General features: G+C 52.0%; 22 protein-coding genes. 15 read left to right on the forward strand and 7 right to left on the reverse strand.

Going from position 1 to position 18,797, the window contains the following annotated elements:
• Positions 1-70 precede the first annotated feature (70 nt).
• The 7 genes from GF617_RS13000 to GF617_RS13030 all read right to left on the reverse strand — a co-directional run bounded on the left by GF617_RS13000 (position 71) and on the right by GF617_RS13030 (position 5,954).
• On the reverse strand, positions 71-301 hold the full coding sequence (locus GF617_RS13000) for a hypothetical protein (RefSeq protein WP_001178480.1): 231 nt from the start codon (positions 299-301) through the stop codon (positions 71-73).
• Entirely contained in the window at positions 301-897 is a 597-nt protein-coding gene (locus GF617_RS13005; RefSeq protein ID WP_000077899.1) for a DUF2857 domain-containing protein, read from the reverse strand. Before GF617_RS13005 ends, GF617_RS13000 begins: the two co-directional genes overlap by 1 nt.
• An 84-nt stretch (positions 898-981) precedes the next feature.
• Positions 982-1,725: a DUF2786 domain-containing protein gene (locus tag GF617_RS13010; RefSeq protein ID WP_064373752.1), complete on the reverse strand. Its 744-nt coding sequence runs from the start codon at positions 1,723-1,725 to the stop codon at positions 982-984.
• Positions 1,718-1,972, reverse strand: a complete 255-nt coding sequence (locus tag GF617_RS13015; RefSeq protein WP_203451816.1) for a TraR/DksA C4-type zinc finger protein — start codon at positions 1,970-1,972, stop codon at positions 1,718-1,720. Before GF617_RS13015 ends, GF617_RS13010 begins: the two co-directional genes overlap by 8 nt.
• Entirely contained in the window at positions 1,965-3,680 is a 1,716-nt protein-coding gene (locus tag GF617_RS13020) for a ParB family protein (RefSeq protein WP_200041321.1), read from the reverse strand. Before GF617_RS13020 ends, GF617_RS13015 begins: the two co-directional genes overlap by 8 nt.
• Positions 3,677-5,044, reverse strand: coding sequence for an SPI-7-type island replicative DNA helicase (gene dnaB-PI, locus GF617_RS13025; protein ID WP_058799665.1), 1,368 nt, complete (start codon positions 5,042-5,044; stop codon positions 3,677-3,679). The genes GF617_RS13020 and dnaB-PI overlap by 4 nt, the downstream gene beginning before the upstream one ends.
• Positions 5,034-5,954 carry a ParA family protein gene (locus GF617_RS13030; protein WP_064373377.1) on the reverse strand — a complete coding sequence of 307 codons (921 nt, stop codon included), beginning with the start codon at positions 5,952-5,954 and terminating at the stop codon, positions 5,034-5,036. Before GF617_RS13030 ends, dnaB-PI begins: the two co-directional genes overlap by 11 nt.
• Before the next feature lie 288 nt (positions 5,955-6,242).
• Here GF617_RS13030 and GF617_RS13035 point away from each other — a divergent pair, with 288 nt between their 5' ends.
• From GF617_RS13035 to virB9, 15 genes are all read left to right on the forward strand, one after another.
• Positions 6,243-7,511 carry an integrase arm-type DNA-binding domain-containing protein gene (locus GF617_RS13035; protein WP_057108511.1) on the forward strand — a complete coding sequence of 423 codons (1,269 nt, stop codon included), beginning with the start codon at positions 6,243-6,245 and terminating at the stop codon, positions 7,509-7,511.
• An 882-nt stretch (positions 7,512-8,393) separates the two neighbouring features.
• Positions 8,394-9,320: a hypothetical protein gene (locus GF617_RS13040; protein ID WP_057108510.1), complete on the forward strand. Its 927-nt coding sequence runs from the start codon at positions 8,394-8,396 to the stop codon at positions 9,318-9,320.
• 135 nt (positions 9,321-9,455) lie between these two features.
• Positions 9,456-9,641 carry an AlpA family transcriptional regulator gene (locus tag GF617_RS13045; RefSeq protein ID WP_057107840.1) on the forward strand — a complete coding sequence of 62 codons (186 nt, stop codon included), beginning with the start codon at positions 9,456-9,458 and terminating at the stop codon, positions 9,639-9,641.
• 25 nt (positions 9,642-9,666) lie between these two features.
• Positions 9,667-10,254, forward strand: a complete 588-nt coding sequence (locus tag GF617_RS13050; RefSeq protein ID WP_077822678.1) for a DUF2857 domain-containing protein — start codon at positions 9,667-9,669, stop codon at positions 10,252-10,254.
• Positions 10,244-10,453 carry a TraR/DksA family transcriptional regulator gene (locus GF617_RS13055; protein WP_057108508.1) on the forward strand — a complete coding sequence of 70 codons (210 nt, stop codon included), beginning with the start codon at positions 10,244-10,246 and terminating at the stop codon, positions 10,451-10,453. The genes GF617_RS13050 and GF617_RS13055 overlap by 11 nt, the downstream gene beginning before the upstream one ends.
• Positions 10,454-10,847: 394 nt before the next feature.
• Positions 10,848-11,081 carry a hypothetical protein gene (locus tag GF617_RS13060; RefSeq protein WP_064388616.1) on the forward strand — a complete coding sequence of 78 codons (234 nt, stop codon included), beginning with the start codon at positions 10,848-10,850 and terminating at the stop codon, positions 11,079-11,081.
• 76 nt (positions 11,082-11,157) lie between these two features.
• A complete protein-coding gene (locus GF617_RS13065) occupies positions 11,158-11,868 on the forward strand; it encodes a lytic transglycosylase domain-containing protein (protein ID WP_057108507.1) in 711 nt (236 codons plus the stop codon).
• A complete protein-coding gene (locus GF617_RS13070) occupies positions 11,868-12,161 on the forward strand; it encodes a TrbC/VirB2 family protein (RefSeq protein ID WP_057108506.1) in 294 nt (97 codons plus the stop codon). The genes GF617_RS13065 and GF617_RS13070 overlap by 1 nt, the downstream gene beginning before the upstream one ends.
• A 10-nt stretch (positions 12,162-12,171) precedes the next feature.
• Positions 12,172-14,916, forward strand: coding sequence for a VirB3 family type IV secretion system protein (locus GF617_RS13075; protein WP_057108505.1), 2,745 nt, complete (start codon positions 12,172-12,174; stop codon positions 14,914-14,916).
• A gap of 20 nt (positions 14,917-14,936) precedes the next feature.
• Positions 14,937-15,641, forward strand: a complete 705-nt coding sequence (locus GF617_RS13080) for a type IV secretion system protein (RefSeq protein WP_057108504.1) — start codon at positions 14,937-14,939, stop codon at positions 15,639-15,641.
• 18 nt (positions 15,642-15,659) lie between these two features.
• The gene (locus tag GF617_RS13085) at positions 15,660-15,887 is read left to right on the forward strand and encodes an EexN family lipoprotein (RefSeq protein WP_171847087.1); all 228 of its coding nucleotides are present in this window, start codon (positions 15,660-15,662) and stop codon (positions 15,885-15,887) included.
• A gap of 11 nt (positions 15,888-15,898) precedes the next feature.
• Complete coding sequence (locus GF617_RS13090; RefSeq protein ID WP_064388579.1) at positions 15,899-16,966, forward strand: type IV secretion system protein; 1,068 nt, start codon at positions 15,899-15,901, stop codon at positions 16,964-16,966.
• A gap of 93 nt (positions 16,967-17,059) precedes the next feature.
• Positions 17,060-17,197, forward strand: a complete 138-nt coding sequence (locus GF617_RS13095) for a hypothetical protein (protein ID WP_164887140.1) — start codon at positions 17,060-17,062, stop codon at positions 17,195-17,197.
• Complete coding sequence (locus GF617_RS13100; RefSeq protein WP_064388587.1) at positions 17,190-17,873, forward strand: virB8 family protein; 684 nt, start codon at positions 17,190-17,192, stop codon at positions 17,871-17,873. Before GF617_RS13095 ends, GF617_RS13100 begins: the two co-directional genes overlap by 8 nt.
• A complete protein-coding gene (virB9, locus tag GF617_RS13105) occupies positions 17,873-18,778 on the forward strand; it encodes a P-type conjugative transfer protein VirB9 (RefSeq protein ID WP_203451817.1) in 906 nt (301 codons plus the stop codon). The genes GF617_RS13100 and virB9 overlap by 1 nt, the downstream gene beginning before the upstream one ends.
• The last annotated feature ends 19 nt before the right edge of the window (positions 18,779-18,797 follow it).

An 18,797-nucleotide genomic window follows, 5' to 3' on the forward strand; every position in this document is an offset into this window, starting at 1 on the left:
CTCCTCTTCAACCTGAGACAGCACAATGCCGGGACGAACCCGGCACTGTACGGTCAGCAGCGGCATTCCGTTACCGCCGTATTTCACGGTTATAGGTCTCATGATCCATCAGCCACCAGTGTTTACCTCCATCCTTACTGAGGATGCGCCAGAACGGCCCAACATCTATCTTGAGATAGCCGTTCATCGTCAACCGACGGAACACCTTCTCACCGCAGCACACTGCGCTGAACAGCCGTTGCGCCCTGCGACGAACCGAGGGGGAAACGTACTGACGTGAAGAAAAGTCGGTCATCTGCATCATGCTTCCTTGCGCTGTTGTGATTCACTCTTGCGGGATGGAGTTGTCTCCCGGCACCACTGGCAGACCCTGCTCCAGACTGCGGTCAGTGACAGGCCATGCTGCTCAGCGGCAAGCATCATCGCTTCCAGAGCCTGATGAGAGTCCGGGGAGGATAGCCCGGCAGCCTTCCACTCGATCCATAGTGCCGAATCCTGTGGCTCCGTCAGAGACTGTGTGCGGCCCTGGCGAGACTCTATCCCCATCAGACGACGCCGTGCGCTAACCTCTGATGGAGACAGGCCGAAGTATTTATCAATCAGTTCCATTGAACCGCCAAGCTCAAGCGCCCGGTCTATCATCAGCATTCGTTTCTGCTCATTACGTGCCTGGTTGAGCATCAGCCAAAAATTTTCGTGATTCAGGCTAACATCAAGCACAGAAACGTGTGACTGGCTCAAATAATGCAGCTCATCAAGGCTCAGCTGACTCAGTGCGCGTATCTCCTCGAGTGACATTCCCAGCGACTCACAGCGGCGGATATTGCCGTTTTTAACATCCATCAGCAGTGATGAAAGGATGGCCGTGGTGGCCTGTGAAAGGTTGTGCTGGCTCATAGGGCCCCTCCTGATATCATCTGATCGGCAACAAGCAGAACATCAAAAAGCCAGCCCGACAGGCAGGCACTCCATAAAAAAATGTCACTCATGTTTACAGCCTCCCGCCGTAATCTGCTGTTGAGCCTGCGCACCAGTCAGGCCTTGATGAACTTCTGTATCCCGCCCTGCGAGCCAGCCCGCTACGCGTGCTGCTCTGTCGCCACGGCATTTACCAGCTGCCCTGACGCTTACAGCACCAAGGGGGTCGCCGGTGTGACGCTGGGCAAGCCAGCGCTGAAGCATGGAATTCTCACATTCTGAAGGCGCAAATGACTGCAGTACCTGCCAGACGCCAGATACCCACCCTTCACGAAACTGATCGGCTCGGCGACGGAGCGTGTTCTTAAGAATCCGGCGCTTCCGGTATCCGGCAATCTGACCGTCAGTGTCTGCACGAAGTTGCCGCTGTAAAACGGTATAGATATAGAGCGCAACTTCAGCTCTCCCGCTGAAACCATAAAAGTGCAGAGATCGGCGGACGCTTTTTACACCACTGCAACTTGTGTGGACATGCCAGCCAAACCAGCAGCGGCAGCCCGTAGCCATGCAAACCACCGTTGCAAGAGAACTTAGCCAGGCTGGCACTTTTTCAGCATTACTGGTCAGGTTCTGGCAAACGGACTCCTGGATATCATGAAGAGAAAGCATGTCAGGGGTCAGGCCATGACGCTGCATCAGCCGTTGAGCCAGCGCCACTGCACGGGCCGCCTCGTGTGGATTACTGTTCCGGGTACCCAGCGCCATCAGTCGCCGGATACGTGCAATCACTTTTGTGTTTTCAGACATGGTGTAGCCCCCTGCTGCCGACAGCACGGTGAACATCCTGCTTCTCCTTCACCTCCTGACAAGCAGCACACAACTCCACGCCCGGTACTGCCAGCTGGCGGGCTGCGGGAATGTCCGCGCCGCAGCATTCGCAAATCTCTTTTGACGGGCGTAATGAGTGCACTTTTGCCCTGATAGCATCGATACCGCGTTGGGTGAAAATAGCGGTACTGGCCTGAGCCATTTCATCATTCAGGTCTTCAGACATTTTCCCCTCCCTTCGCAGCCAGACGCTGCAGCTCACGCAGACGACGTATTACACGAATAAGACGCATTGTTTTTACAACAGTGACATCATCGAAAACGGCAGTATCTGCAGGTTCCTGAGAGCCAAAAAAATTCAGGCAGAACAAGAACATATTGAACTGTTTGTTAGGCAGTGAACCTGATAGCCCTGCGAGGAAAAGAGTAAACTCACTGGAGTTCTCTGAAATGGAGAAACCAGCTGAACGATGGTCTTTATTCTCCCGAACACAGTCCGCACAGCCCATCGCTTCAGCAATTTCGAAAGTAAGCCGATAAGTCATATCCTGCAGGTGCTCGATGTCGTCCTGTAATGCAGGGATGTGCCAGATATCATTGACCGGCTCCAGCCCGGTTGCCGCGAAGGCCACTGAGCTAACTGAAGAGATGGAGGACTCATCCTGTTCGCCAAAAGCAGAAATGAGGGCGCTGGAATTAACATCTGACTTAAATTGCCATTCTCCGGCGCTATCAGGATTCTCTGTCTGACCGGTAACCACAGGATTTCCGCCAAACAGGTCATTCTGTACTTCACGACGCGTCTCACTTCCAACAGACATATCGCCGGGAAGTGCAGTATTGTCCTGAAGTTCTGGTACAGCTTCCAGACGCCCTGGCGTGGTCAGCGTACCGCTACGCAGACCAGTAACAGGGGGCTGGGATGATTTATCTGCAGGCAGGGTCGTAACTGGTGGTGTTGTGCGCTCCCGCCCACCTGACTGTTCAGACGCAGGTGTAGGTGCTGGCAGTGGAGGTGGCTCGCCAAACTGTTCCCGGCGTTTTTGCTCACGAGGATCAAGTTCAATTAACCAGCGGTCATAATTCAGGCTTGGATGGGGAAGAGCCTTAACCAGTTGACCGATAAACTCATCCCTGAAAATATCAAGGGCATAGCTTTCAGGTTCATCAAAACACCGGCAAACTGCACCAAACACATCATCAAGAGAACATTCTGGGTTTACGTCACCGCTGAAAGATTTCCAGACCTTCATAGCAGAAGAACGAAGGCTTAGGAGTGGTGTTGCCTGACCACGACTCATACCACTTTCAAGCAACTGGGGCATATGTGGATACAGGTAATTAAGCGTATCTTCCATTCGGCTTACGCTGGAGTAATCAATAGGATAACCTTCCTTGCCCAACAGATCCGAAAGCTCTCGCAAAGTCACACTTCGACCCAGTTGCTCTTCATAAATTACGCGCGCTTTATGAACACCAAATGCCTTTTCTATATAGGTGAGATCTCCCCTGACCTCATTCTCAGCCAGATGACCAACCAGACATTTTAGACGTCCAGGCCAGGGTTTAAAGATTGTATGAACGCGATAAAAACGTTCATCACCAGTCTCCTGCCAGAGTTCGCAGAGGATCTGATACCGGGTATTTCCTCCGTCACTAAAGATATAAACATCATCACCATCCGGATCGCGGGTTACTTTTGGAATCGAATCCAATCCTCGAGCACGGACGGAAGCTTTAATTTCCTCAAAACGAGGGTTGCGCCCTTTGCGCGGGTTATCCGGATTGGGGCGAAGCTGGTCAAGGGTAAGAACCATTGCCATTTCGTTTACTGGCTGTGTTACAGGAGGAGTATTATTATCAGCAGCCTGAGCTGGTGATTTTCCTCGCTGCAACATGGCGTCGCCAAGGTTGAGACCACGGGCATTGCTCATGCAAACCTCCCGGTCTGACCAGGGTTAGCAGAGAAACGCGTATATCGGCCTTCGTATTGCAGTCGGATGGTACCAATTGGTCCCTGACGCTGTTTGCTGACAATAATTTCAGCAACCCCCTTGTCTTCAGTGTTTTCGTGATAGACCTCATCACGATAGATAAAGACAATTACATCAGCATCCTGTTCCAGGGCACCGGAATCACGAAGATCGCCATTGTTCGGCCGTTTATCAGCACGACTCTCTAGTTGACGATTCAACTGCGAAAGGGCAACAACCGGACAACCCATTTCTTTCGCCAGCGCTTTGAGTGACCGCGAGATTTCAGCAATTTCCTGTGTGCGGTTCTCCTGATCCGGACAACGCATCAGTTGCAGGTAATCAAGGCCAATGACTGAAGGGTGACCATAACGGCGGGCGTTACGACGGGCGCGAATTCTGAGCATGGCGGGGGTCAATGAGCCTGTGTCATCTATGATGAGGCGGTCTTTAAGGTCACCCATCAATAGTGAAGACGCGTTTGAAACACGCGCCCAGTCCTCATCATCCATCTGGCCATTTTTTAAATGTGTTAAATCTACACTGCCAAGTGAAGCGACCATACGCATGAGGATCTGCTCGGTGGGCTGCTCAAGGCTGTAAAACTGCGCATGTGTATCGGCTTTTTTCAGAAGTGAATTCAAAATCAGGCTGATCAGAAAGGCAGTTTTCCCCATTGAAGGCCTTGCTGCTATAAGTATCAGATCAGCTGCCTGCAGCCCGCTGGTCATGGCATCAAAATCTTCAAATCCCGTAGGCGTACCAGTAATACCATCAGGCACATTGCAACGACGTTCCAGCTCTGTAAGGAGTTTTTCCATGCCGTCAAGCAGCGTCACGGCCTGCTGTGGTTCTGAACGTTCTGCCAGCCGGGTAATTTTTTGCTCTGCGGTTTCCATCACCGCCCCGATATCAGCACCGGATGCCTTAACAGTTTCGGTTATCTCAGCACCAATGGCGACCAACTGTCGCCCCTGGCTGTATCTGGCAACAATGTCACAGTAAGCGACGATATTGGCCGCACTTGGAGTATTTTTGGAAAGTTCTGCCAGATAGGCGAATCCGCCAAGTTGCTCAAGCGCATCCTTACCACGGTTTTCAATGCTCTCAGCAAGTGTGATCAGGTCAATCGGACGCCCTGCTGCAACCAGGCGCGCCATTTCATGAAAGATGACCTGGTGAACCTTGAAATAAAAATCATCGGTATCGAGACGGAGCGCCACTTCATCCCAGCAGTCGTTATCCAGCATCAGGCCACCAATGACGCTCTGCTCAGCATCCTGAGAAAACAGCCCCGAAACATTTCTGCGGTTGTTAGAGGTCATTCCTCGCCCCCGCATTAGCTAACGCATCAAAATTCGTTTTCCACTCTGGGAAAAGTTCACAAGCCAATTGATACATTGACGTAAACGCTGAGTCGCTTTTACGTCGGGTATTTTTTTCAAGACGATGTACCGGTACGCCCTTAACATGCCCAAGAACATAGACAGTCAGGTCATAGATACATGTCTCCAGCAGGTCGATATGAATTTTGTCTGCATGGGCGCTGTAGCGTTTATCTTCAACGATCGCTTTGACTTCAGCGAGGGTCTCAACAGACAGATTGTCGTATTCCATACAGTTGATAAGCAATTTTGTGACCGGAAGCTGAATGCCAAACGCACAATAAGGCAGCAATTCTTCCATCAGCGCGACTGTACCGCGCATGAACTCCCTGACATCAGGAAGAATTGGTTTGGCAATACCCACCATGGTTCCGGTGGAAGCAAGGATGATTAACTCAGACATCACTGACCGCGAGCCTTGTGAATCGACAATAATCACGCCATATGAATTAAAAAGGGGATGTGAAAGAGCATTTCGGAGACGAACTCGCCCATCAGGCGCATTCAGCATTGCAGTAGGGAGAAAATTACGAGGATCGTTGGAAACGATAATGTCCAGATTATTGATTGACGTACGGGAGATCAGATTATCGGGATCGGATAGATCAACTGTCTGCATCAACAGTTCGTACAAACCACCAGGGGCTTCGTATTCAAGCGGGAATATACTGCTGGCCGTTGGCTGAGCATGATCGCCATCAATCAGAAGTGTTTTGATGCCTGCATCGGCCAGAAATCCTGCAAGATTAGCTGACTGAGTAGACTTACCCTCGCCGCCCTTAGTGGAAACAACAGGTATAATACGAGGCTTAACGCCCAACGTTGGATAATCGATTGATTGTAAATGCATTTTAGCACCTGAAAATTAATCAGGATGCGATTCAACAAATACCGATCATTCTTCTATGGAATTTAACATTTTGTCACAGGGATTGAAAATCCCCGTGTCCTTGGTTCGATTCCGAGTCCGGGCACCACTATTCTTTTTTTATGCTTTCCTATGAATCTCTATCTTGTTGTAATTCAATTGGTTGGTGTAAAAAGTCTTTCCGGTACGTTTTGATTTATCCCTTAGTATCCGGAAAAAATGGGGTCAGATTGCGGGTCGTTCAGTTCGATAAACTGGAGAGGCCCTCATATGTTAACTGACAGCAAAATCCGCTCAGCCAAATCCCTCACAAAATCCTACAAACTCACCGATTCACAAGGCCTGTATCTGACGGTATCGGGCAGCGGCTCTAAGTTATGGTATTTCCGCTACCGCCTCGCCGGGAAAGAAAGCCGTCTGGCCTTTGGCCCCTATCCTCAGATCACGCTGGCGGAAGCCCGCGAAAAGCGCGATGCAGCACGTAAGTTGCTTGCATCCGGCATCAGCCCTTCTCAGCTTCACAAGGCGCACAACACCGCCGTTGATGAATCCCGCACATTCCGGCATACGGCAATGGCGTGGCACACCAGCAGTCTTAAACTCTGGTCGGAAGCCCACGCCGGTAAAATTCTCACTTGCCTTAAACGCTACGTTTTCCCCGTTATCGGCGCGATGGATATCGCTGAGATTGAAACCCGTCATCTGGCGCAACTGGTTAAGGCCATTGACGATAAAGGCGTGCATGATGTTGCCGGACGGGTTCGCCAGCATCTGACCAAAATCATGCGCCATGCAGTACAGCAAGGTGTGATTAAATACAATCCTGCTTACGATTTAGAGGGAGTCGTGACCCCGTTGGTGACCCGGCATCACCCCGCCCTGCCCCTGAATCGCCTGCCGGAGTTGCTGGAAAAGATGGATGACTACAAAGGCAGGGAACTGACCCGTCTGGCGCTGGATCTCAGTCTGCATGTCTTTCTGCGTTCCAGTGAGCTACGTCTCGCACGCTGGGATGAATTTAACCTGAAAGCCCATATCTGGACAGTGCCTGCAAAGCGTGAGGCCGTAAAAGGCGTGAGGTTTTCAGAGCGTGGTGCAAAAATGAAGGATGAACATCTGGTGCCGCTGTCGCAACAGGCGGTCGCCCTGCTGAAGCAGATTCAGGCGATTTCCGGCGAATCAGTCTTCGTTTTTCCGGGCGCACATACCCTGAACAAGCCGATGAGTGAGAACACCATCAACAAGGCGCTGCGCGTGATGGGCTATGACACCAAAACCGAAGTCTGCGGCCACGGCTTCAGGACCATGGCCTGTAGCGCCCTGAACGAGTCCGGGCGCTGGTCAAAGGATGCCATTGAGCGACAGATGAGCCACAAAGAGCGCAACGGAGTGCGGGCTGCCTATGTGCACAAAGCAGAGCATCTGGAAGCCCGGATCGAAATGATGCAGTGGTGGTCGGACTATCTGGATACCTGTCGGGAGAAGTATGTGCCGTCGTATATTTATGCCCGGCAGCATAAGGTTTCTGCAGGCAGCTAAATAATAACCAGGCCACTTAAAAGCAGCACCTGCGTCAGGGCGCTGCTTTTTCGATCCATAGATGTCATTGCCCCGTTTAAATCCGTTTTTCTGAGGTCGTGCTGTAATAACTCAGGCAATTAAACAACGGGAAGTCATACAACTCCTGATTATCTTGACTGGAATATCAATATTCTCGCAAAACATTCAGACCCCGTTTTCTATAAGATATGTCTTAATATACTCAACATATCATTGTTATTATTGCGTTACCTTTGTTAAAACCATATACACCAACACGACAGATTATTGACCCGCATTAAAACAAAGTATCATCAATTAATTAACCAACAACAATAACTGGTTGATAAACATATAATAAAAATATTTTGTAAAATTAAAATTATTTATTGAAATTTAAAAAACAAAGGACTAATAATATTTATACGTTATTACGATGATATCAGGAGATAAATGGCATGCATTATCTTTCTTTAACTCTGCCCGTCTTTTTACAAAGAAACCATGGTATCCTTTTCCATATCCTCATCATAAAGAGCTCAATTAACATTCAGCTAACATCATATCACTTCCGGTTTTATTTCGCCCTTAAGAATAAAGCTACTGCAAAAATAACATTTACTGTAATAAATTCTTTATCATCATTGTTCTGTTTCCCGGAAGGGAAATCAGAGCATCGCATCAACATTGAATATACGTGACAGATATCGCCTCCCTGTCATAATAAAAAAGCCTACAGGTTAATATATAAGTTCACATTTTGTCCTGAGCATACTCCGCTCCGGGTTATATAAAATAACAAAATAACACACCTGCATATCTTTAACTCTCGGTCACAAAATCAACTCCAGTTTAAATCTGAACAGATAAAGGAGATGAATAATGAGTAAGGACAATTTCCCCTCCCCCACACCAGGTATGGATACGGAATGGATAACCATCGGGGAAGCGACAGAAATCGCACATGATCTGGTAACAAAAAGAGTCACTGACAGTGATATTTACCGCCATGCACTGTATGGTGACATTACATTATCGATTTATTTTCAGTCCCCCGTCATTTTACGCAAAGTCAGAGTATCCGAATATAAAGTGACACTCAGGCCTGTTACCAATTCATTAATTCACCGGTTGTGCTTTCTTGACCGAAGCAGTTTCCTCCGTCATTCCAGCCTCATGGTCAGCACCGGTGGAAAATATATATTCCCGAGAAACCGGATTATTGACACCCCACTGAGTGGTCATGAATCTCTGCTGATACAGCACTTACTGGCCCGTTCGCTGTCACTCCCGTTACCGGAAGAACATCATGTTAATCATGGTATTTCTGTCATCATTGCCGGGGAAATATTTCAGCTGTTTGAGCAGACAACATGGCGGGAGAGGATCAAGAAACAAATTATGCACCTTCCCAAAAATATCACCCCGGATATTTATGCACATCCTTCATATAAAAAAATGAGACGATGTTCTCATCATACCTTCTTTCCCCTGTATTATCTTCCGGCCGATGCCTGCTTTGTCATCCGCTGCAGTGAACTGGATAAACTCATGAAACCTGGCGGTGGAGAAAATATCTCTCCGGAGAGCCCTTCACGCACACGGATATCTACCCCACTTTCCCGACTGTTCTGGCTTTCCTGTCGGCGTAATGACACCATCAGTCCCCTGATGAATCAGCCCTATAAACTGCTGTCCATTTTTGAGCAGTGGGCATCAGAGGAGGGTATTACCGATCACCTGAGTGGTGACACACTGAAAACCGCACTTGAAAGAGGTTCTCCCGATAAGAGGAGCTCGCGCAAATAATCCATTCATTTATCCTGCTAACCTGTATTACGGACAATGAGATCCGTAATACGGGTTCCCCCGCTTCCCTCCCCTCCTCCACCTGTGTTTTTTTGTTTTCTCCGGGCATATCCCGTTTCTGCACTGGAGGAAATTATGACATCACATCAGTTATTACGCCTGAGACAGGTTGAAGAGAAAACCGGTCTGAAACGCTCGCAAATCTATCTGTATATGAAAGACGGCACCTTTCCCCGTTCAATAAAGATTGGCCCGGCCAGTGTTGCCTGGCTCGAATCTGAAATTGACGAATGGATAAACCTTAAATTATCCAGCCGCTAAAAATTTTTAGGGAGGGAACAGAATTATGACCCCGACACTGAATTACGCTGTATTAACCGATGCCCTGTGTGCGCTGAAAGAAGGGAATATTCGCCATTGTGAATCGCTGGGATTCACCTTAGACGAAATGACTGCCCTTAATCAGCTGTCGCTTGATGAGTTGTTTGTTGTCAGCAGGGCCTCAGCCCTCTTTATCTCGGTCAATATCCGTCATGATGTTTTGCATCATTTGCTGGCTCAGGCCCGCAAGGAATACCGGCGAAAACAGCAGGTTAACCGGGCGATTCATCTGGGCGGCTCTATTGCCTTGCTGAATCAGTACTTTGGCCTTACCTCCAATGAAGTCTGCCTTCGTCGCCGGTTGCTGGGTGTCAGCGTGCCTTTTGGCCGGACGCCTGAACCCGACGAAGAGACGGATGCCGCTATCTGGCAGCAATGGCAACAATGCCGGGTAGACAACCTTGAGTCACCTGATGCACTGACCGCCATGATGCAGGTAACCGAAACCCTGCTACCGAAAGCCGGAGGGCTGTCACTCACCACGGTCTGGAAGCGCATTGCGCAGTGTGAGCAGGAAGCCGCTGCTTACAGGAGGCCCCTCCATGCCGGATGAAATCGACCGCGATCAGGAGTTTAATGAGCAGCGGCTGGAAGAGATGATTGAACAGAGCCGTTTTAAACCGAGAACAACACCATCATTATTCCACTGTCGTTTATGCGATAAGCCTATTCCTGAACAACGACGACAGGCACTCCCGGGCGTAACAACCTGTACGGAATGTCAGGATAAACTTGAACACCGCAAGTGTTAAGCGTAAACAGTAAGACATATGGGGAATAAATTCCTCATATGTCTTTATCTGTATTATTAAATAAGAATAAAACCTCCTGCCTTATTTTAATTTCCTTTTCCGCCCCCCACGTCTCTATTTGTCCGTCCGATTAACTCTTTCATTTTTGTTTTGAGTTTATTGTTTATAGTCTGACCCGCCCCCCTCATGCTGAACACACCATTACAGAATGGTTGCCCTGTTGGACGTTAATTCGTCCGGGTCGGGTATTGCTCTTTAAAAATATGGGCCGGGCTGTCACACAACCACAATTCAGGGTGCCGCTGAATGTTCTCGCTGACCCGTTAAAACCGGAATGCAGGATCGGGATGTGATCGAAAATGTTATATCTCACCATTTCATTAAAGGGGGCATCATGAGAAAACCCGTTTATTACGCCTATGTCACCCAGGAAACTCAGCCGGATTTGCAGGGCGACAAAAATACGTACTGGACAAAAGTCGGTGTGGCCTTTTCCCATAACGGTAAGTCCGGCCTGAATATTGTCCTGACGCCCGGTATTGCCGTCTCCGGCAAACTGGTCCTGCTTGAACCCCGGGAGGATAACAACCCGCCACAGAGTACGGTACCCGGCGAAACAGCGCTTTAACTCTTCTTTATCACTCCTTACTCCACAGCGTACAGGGTCCGCTGACCTGCGCGCTGCCTGAAATCCCGGGGCTATCATGCTTTCCACCACTGTTTTTCTGGCGGCGGCCATGCAGTGTGCCGCCAGCATTCATCCGTCCACCGCACTTGATGTGGCACGGGTGGAATCCGGTTTTAATCCTTATGCCATCGCCGAGATAGTCCCCAGGGCCAGAAGAGCCTCCGGTGACAATTCTGTTATTTCCCATCTTCCCGCCAGTCGGGCCGATGCCGAGCGCATTATCCGACGTATTGCCATACATAACCGGCGTTATTCCGTCGGGCTGATGCAAATCACCAGCACCAATTTCCGTCACTACGGCGTGACGGCCACCGATCTGCTTGATCCCTGCACCAATCTGTCTGTCTTTGAACGCATCTTCAGCGACTGCTACCGCCGTGGCGGCACCCTGAAAAGGGCGCTGAGTTGTTATTACTCCGGCAATTTCCGTACCGGACAACAGCCGGAAGCCGCGTTTTCCGGGACGAGCTATGTGCAGCGAATGGGTTTAACACCGGCATCTCCCCGCTATGCCGTACCCGGCACCCGCGAGGATAGCTCTGCCACTGCGACTTCCCTGAAGGCCATCCCTGCCGATCCCCCGTCCCGCCCCCGCGTGATCTGGCCGGGGACCGTCGTGCGTGGCATCCCCGCGAAACTTCGTCAGGACAACACCGCCATCGCACCGCTCTCCGCGTCGTCACTGCGCCGGAGTCTCTCCCGGCCAGCCCATGAGGAGGAAGAATAATGACACGTTTCCACAAGCTTAAGGCGGCAGCCAGCCCCGTTTCTGCTGGTGTGCTGACGGCTTTTTCTGCAACCCCGGCGTTTGCCGACGGGTTTCAGCGCGCAAACACGGTGATGGAAAAAGTCTCCACTGGCCTGCATGGCCTGGCGGCCATCACCATCACCGTGGCCGTGATCTGGGTGGGTTACAAGACGCTCTGGAAAGGCGAAAGCCTGTCCCAGTGCGCCTACATCATCATCGGCGGGATCCTGATTGGCGGGGGCAGTGAGATCGGTGCGCTGCTGATGAGCTGAGAGGTCACTTATGGCAAAGCTGCTCAAGGCAATGAAACGTCCGGCGGCACTGTGGGGGGTGCCGATGGTGCCCCTGCTGGGTGTCACGGGATTTACCATCATCATCGCTGTCTGGACTTCTGTCGCGTTCCTTGCCCTGCTCCCGGTTGAATTTCTGGTGATGAAGTCGCTCACCCGGAATGAACCCCTGCGGTTCAGCCTGATTGCCGTCTGGCTCAGGGCAAGAGGAAAACCGGCAGCAAACCGTCTGTTCGGCGCAACCGCCTTTATGCCCGTTGAGCATGAGGCCGTTGATATCACGGAGTTTCTCACCACCATGAAACTGAATCAGTGTGCCACGCTCAGAAAGTACATACCGTATTCATCGCATATTCATCAGCATGTTGTCCGCTCACCAGACAGTGACCTCTACTGCACCTGGGAACTGACGGGCACCCCGTTTGACTGCGAATCAGAAGAAACCCTCAGTATTGACCGCAACCAGTTGCACGGACTCATCCGCTCCTTCGAGGGAATGCCGGTCACCTTTTATATCCATAACGTGCGGGAGCCGTTCTCGGATTCACTGCACAAGGCGTCCGGCAACCCTTACGCCGATGAAATCAGCCGTCTCTATTATGCTTCGCTGGCGGCGGATCCGTTTCGCCGTAACCGCCTGTTCCTGACCGTCTGCTACCGCCCGTTTGTCCGTCTGGAAAAGGCCGGACGCAGACGTATGAAAGACGGTCAGAAGCTGAAAAAGCTTGGCGGCGCGCTGCGGGAAATGCTGGAAATCAAAGGCTCACTCGATACCGCACTGTCACGCTACACGGCCCGTCCTCTCGGCACCTTCACCGAAGGCAACGCGGTATTCTCCTCCCAGTTAGCCTTTTATGAGTACCTGCTGACGCACCAGTGGCGCAGGGTGCGCGTCACCCGCACTCCCGCGTATTCGGTGATGGGATCGGCAGCGCTGTTCTTTTCGGCAGAGTCCGGGCAGATAAACCACGTCAGCGGCACGCACTATTTCCGGGGGCTGGAAGTGAAGGAGTTCCCGGAGGAGACGGCGACGGGGATGATGGACTCGCTGCTGTATGCCCCCTGTGATTACGTGGTAACGCAGTCTTACACCTGCATGTCACGCGAGGAAGCCCGTAAGGCCATCAAACGCACCCGCCGTCTGTTAATGAGTTCGGATGATGACGCGGTATCCCAGCGGCTGGATCTGGATGTGGCGCTTGACCTGCTGACATCGGGGAAAATCGCCTTTGGCAAACACCATTTCTCCCTCATGGTGTTTTCCCGCACGCTGGACAGTCTGGTGGCCGATACCAGTGAAATCAGCAATGCCCTGAACAATCTCGGCATCACCCCGGTTCCGGCAGCGCTTTCACTGTCAGCGGCGTATATGGCGCAACTGCCCGGTAACTATCGCCTACGGCCACGCCTGGGCGAACTGAGCAGCAAGAACTTTGTGGAGCTGGCCGCACTGCACAACTTCTACCCCGGCAAACGCGATAACGCCCCCTGGGGAGATGCGATGGCCCTGCTGCGCACCCCGTCAGGGGATGGCTACTACCTGAACCTGCACAACACGCTGGCGGACAAGGACGAGTTCAACGAGAAGAACCCGGCCAGTACCTGCATTCTCGGTACCAACGGTTCGGGTAAAACCATGCTGATGACGTTTCTGGAAAACATGCAGCAGAAATATGGCCGCGCGGACAGTTTTTCGCCCGATACGAAAACGAAACGGCTGACAACGGTGTATCTGGATAAGGACCGGGGCGCGGAAATGAATATCCGGGCGCTGGGCGGCCGTTACTTCCGTATCACGCATGGCGACCCCACGGGATGGAACCCGTTTTCGCTGTCGCCCACAAAACGTAATATCAGTTTTATCAGCCAGTTGATGAAACTGCTGTGCACGCGTAACGGTGCGACCATCACGCCCCGTGATGAGCGTCGCCTGAACGACGCCGTTAATGCCGTGATGAGCAATGAGCCGCAATACCGTACCTGTGGTATTACGCGCCTGCTGGAGAATCTGCCGGAGCCTGCCACCCGTGAGGCACAGGAGAACGGTCTGAGCATCCGCCTGTCGCAGTGGGCGCAGGGCGGCGAGTTCGGCTGGGTGTTTGATAACGCCACAGACACCTTCGATATCAGCCACTGCGATAACTTTGGCATTGACGGCACGGAGTTTCTGGATGATGCGAACGTCTGTGCGCCGATCTCCTTTTACCTGCTGTACCGCATTACCACTCTGCTCGACGGGCGACGACTGGTTATCTTTATGGACGAGTTCTGGAAGTGGCTTCGGGACCCGGTCTTTAAGGATTTCGCCTATAACCGACTGAAAACCATCCGTAAACTGAACGGGATGCTGGTTGTGGGCACCCAGTCACCGGCGGAGATCATCCGGGATGAAATTGCGCCCGCCGTGATTGAGCAGTGCGGAACGCAAATCCTGGCAGCCAACCCCGGTGCCGACCGGGAGCACTATGTTGACGGGATGAAGTTTGAACCGGAAGTGTTTGATGTGGTGAAAAATCTGGATCCGCAGGCTCGTCAGTATGTGGTGGTAAAAAATCAGTTCAGGCGCGGCGACACCCGGCGCTTTGCCGCCCGCGTGACGCTCGATCTCTCCGGTATCGGCAGATACACCCGGGTCATGAGCGGCAGCGCCGATAACCTCGAAATCTTCAACTCAATTTACCAGGAAGGGATGCAGCCGTATGAATGGCTGGACTCCTACCTGGCTCAGGCACTCTGACAACATGAAGGAGAACCATGATGAAAAGGCGTTTTCATGCCCTGATTTTCGCGTGCGTGATGGTCAGCCCGCTGGCACATGCCGGTATTCCCGTTCTGGTGGATGCTGACCCACTGCGTGAAGCCGAATGGCTGAAAGAAGCGCAGCGCTGGATGCAGACTGCGCAGCATTATCAGAGCCAGATCCAGGCGTATAAAGATCAGTTGGCAACGGCCACCGGCATCCGTGATATTGCTGACTTTGTTGACCAGGCCAAAAGCCTGAAATCCGACCTTGAGAAGCTGCGCAAGCCAGGGCAGGCACTCAATGATCTGCTGCTTTCCGGCGGTTCTTCCGGGCAGTTCGATGCCCTGTACGAAAAGTATAAAATTTTCGACACCTGCAACACAGAACAATCCGAAAATTACGCCAGGGTCTGTAAGCAACAAGTCATCAATAAGGCGATTCAGTTTGAGCAGACTGACGAGATACAGGGGCAGGTCAGCCAGATGCTGGGGGAAATTAACAGCCTCTCAAACCGTATTGCACTTTCCAGAGACACAAAGGAGTCTCAGGACCTTGCCAACAGTATTCAGCTAAAATCAGTAATGCTGAACACGCTCACTGACCAGTGGGAAATCAGCGTGAAGGCAGCAGAACAGCGCGAAAAAGTGCTGGAGAACGAGCGTATTAAACAGTGGAATCAGCAGCAATTAAATGCTCCCACATTGAAATTTCATGAATAAATAAGGAATGGAGCGCAAATGAATAAAATCATCGTTATCTTAACCCTTTCATTTATTACAATAATTTCCGGATGTGACGAGGAAGCCAAAACAACACAATGGTATCGTGATCATCCGGATGAATTAAAAACGGTTTATGAAAAATGCCAGAAAACCGGCAGTGCTTCAGAAAACTGTAAAAATGCCAACGAAGCGCATTATCAGATCCAGCAACTCAATGCTCCCACACTTAAATTCCATGAGTAGAGAGGTTCACTATGGCTGATCTCGGTACATTTGAATTTATAGAGAAGCAGCTAATTGGTGGAATAACACAATCCACCAGTGGTCTGATGATGGAACATTCTGCAATGGTTATGGGACTGGCGGCGGCGTCAGCCACCCTCTATATCCTGTGGCGTGGATACCAGACTCTGGCGGGTAAGCTGTCCACGCCGATGGAAGATGTCATGTGGGACCTCATGAGGATGGCGATCATTCTGTCTTTTGTGGCAAACGTCAGCGGTTATCTTGACAGCGTTATCGACTCTATTAATGGTTTAAAGGAGGGATTTTCCGGCGGCGATAATATATGGCAGATGTTAGATACGCTATGGGATAAAGCAAAGGTACTCGGAAAAACACTGCATGACATGGATAATTCAACATACATAAAAGATGAGGGCATGACTGCTCAGCTTTATGTCTGGCTTGGGGTGTTCGTTTTAATGTTGGTCACAGCCTTTGTCTCAATGATCGCGGAGGTGATGATTTTACTGCTGAGTATTACTGCGCCCATATTCATATTCTGTCTGATATATGGATTTTTACGCCCTATGTTTAATAACTGGCTGCAAAATATATTTGCAGCCATATTAACGGTTCTTTTTTCAGCCTTATCATTAAGAATGGTTATAAATTTTGTGACCAAAATATTAACGCAATCACTGGCCGGAGCTGCAAAAGCCAATATTGTGGAGTTAGGCGCACAGGTCTGCCTTGCCGGTATCTGCGCGGCAATACTGGTTTACCTCTCCGCCAGGCTGGCCGGAGCACTCGCCGGGGCGAGTGCGACCATATCCATGCAGGGACTGGCGGCGGTGGGTATTGGCGCTGCGGCATTTGGTGCCGGAAAACTGGCAGCAGGAGCCGGGAAGCAGACAACCCGCGCCGTTCAGGACACGCTCCAGGGCTGGAGAGATGCCAGCGCGGGTAAACCCGGCAGCGGTCCGGGATACAGCGCGGCGAAAGCGCGTAAGTATGCGATTGAGCAGATGATCGCCCGCAACGAAGCCCGGCGACTGGCACAAGCCAGAGACTCGGCGGTTCAGAAATTCCATCGTTAAACCTGTCATCCCTGGTCGAAATACCCCCGTTACACCCCCTGGTGAAAACATAGCCCTGTTTTCATTCCACTGATCTCCCTGAGGAAATACCCCATGAAACGCTTGATTGCGCTGGCTTTGCTGTGCGCGCTTTCCGGCTGCGCGCAGTCTCCCCGTCCTCCTGCTTTTAGCGGCCAGGGCGTCCCCGTGAACACCCCACAGATTATGGCGGAGTTAAACAGTTATGAGTGAACAAACCCTCATTGCGGATTCCCGCACCTTCGAGCAGCAGATGATTGAGCGGGACAAACGCGCCACAAAAGCCGGGTTTATGGTGGGCGGCACGGGCCTGCTTACCGCCATGCTGGCGCTCATCGCCCTGGTGCTGATGCTGCCCCTGAAACAGACGGTCGTTGAACTGTACACCGTGGATAATCATACCGGACGTGTGGAGCACGTCACCCGTGTGTCAAAAACCCACCTGACGGCGGAAGACGCTTATCAGAAGGCGATGACCGCCAGCTACGTCAGGCTGCGTGAGCGGTATGTCTATCCCTCCCTCCAGGACGATTACGCCACGGTACAGATTTACAACAGCCCTCAGGTCAACGATGACTATCTGGCGCTGTATGCCGGTAAAGACGCCCCGGACAAGGTGTATCAGAACGGGGCGCATACCGTGCGGATCGACATTCTGTCAAACCAGCTCACCGGGGGCACTGACCCCGACAAGGTCGCCACCCTGCGTTACAAAAAGATTATCCGCCGCCTCGCGGACAACAGCACCCGCACCGAATACTGGGATGCCCGCCTGACGTTCCACTCCGACCCCGGCAGGGAAATGAGCGACACCGAACGGGAAGTTAACCCGTTCGGGTTTACCGTGACCAGCTGGCAGGCAGACCGTGAAATCCGGGGAGGCGAATAATGAAAAGCATCATCTTTATCCTGCTTGCGCTGATGTTGTGCGGCACCGCATGGAGTGCCGCCATCCCACAGGCGAGCCGCTACGACGCCCGCGTTCAGCAGGTGGTTTATAACCCGCTGAACGTCACCGTCGTCAGTACCCGGCCCGGCTTCATGACCACGCTGGTCTTTGACAGCGACGAGGCGGTTATCAGCGCCAGACCCGGTTTTGAGGAGGCGTGGGAAGCCGCGCCGGTCGCCAACCGGGTCAGTGTCCGCCCGGTAGCGCTCGTTCAGGGTGCGCCCGGCGCGGACGGGAACACCACACAGGTGGTCATCCCGCCCAACAGTCGGGACTGGCACACCAACCTGCTGGTTGTCACCACCCGGCGGCTGTACAACGTCGAGCTGAACGTCATTGATGATAAATCCCCGCAGCAGCCCGCTTACCAGGTGAGTTACCGCTATCCGGGCGAAGACCGGGAGAAGGCCAGCCGTGAGACAGCGACCAGCGCGCTGGAGCGTGAGCAAAAACAGCAGCAGGCCGACATTCAGCAGGCCCTGAATGCCGCGCAGACGCCGCGCAACTGGGACTACCTCAGTTATCCGGGGCGCGACAGCGTCCGGATTGTCCCGGATTTCGCGTATGACGATGGCCGCTTTACCTTCGTGGGCTTCTCCCCGGCCAAATCCATTCCCTCCGTGACGAAAGTGCTGAACGGCCAGGAACATGTGGTTAACAGCAGTGTCCGCCGAAAAGGCAACTTCACCGTACTGCTCATTCAGGAGGCCACGCCCCGTCTGGTTCTGCGTTCCGGCAACGCCGTGGTCGGCCTGGAAAATCGTGGATTTGGCCGGGTCCGGGCCGCTGATGGTGCCACCGTCTCCCCGCAGGTCGAACGGGTGGAAAAGCCCGCCACCCACTGATAACAGAGGAGTCATGCAG

The sequence above is a fragment of the Lelliottia sp. RWM.1 genome (assembly GCF_016859735.1).
GTDB lineage: Bacteria > Pseudomonadota > Gammaproteobacteria > Enterobacterales > Enterobacteriaceae > Enterobacter.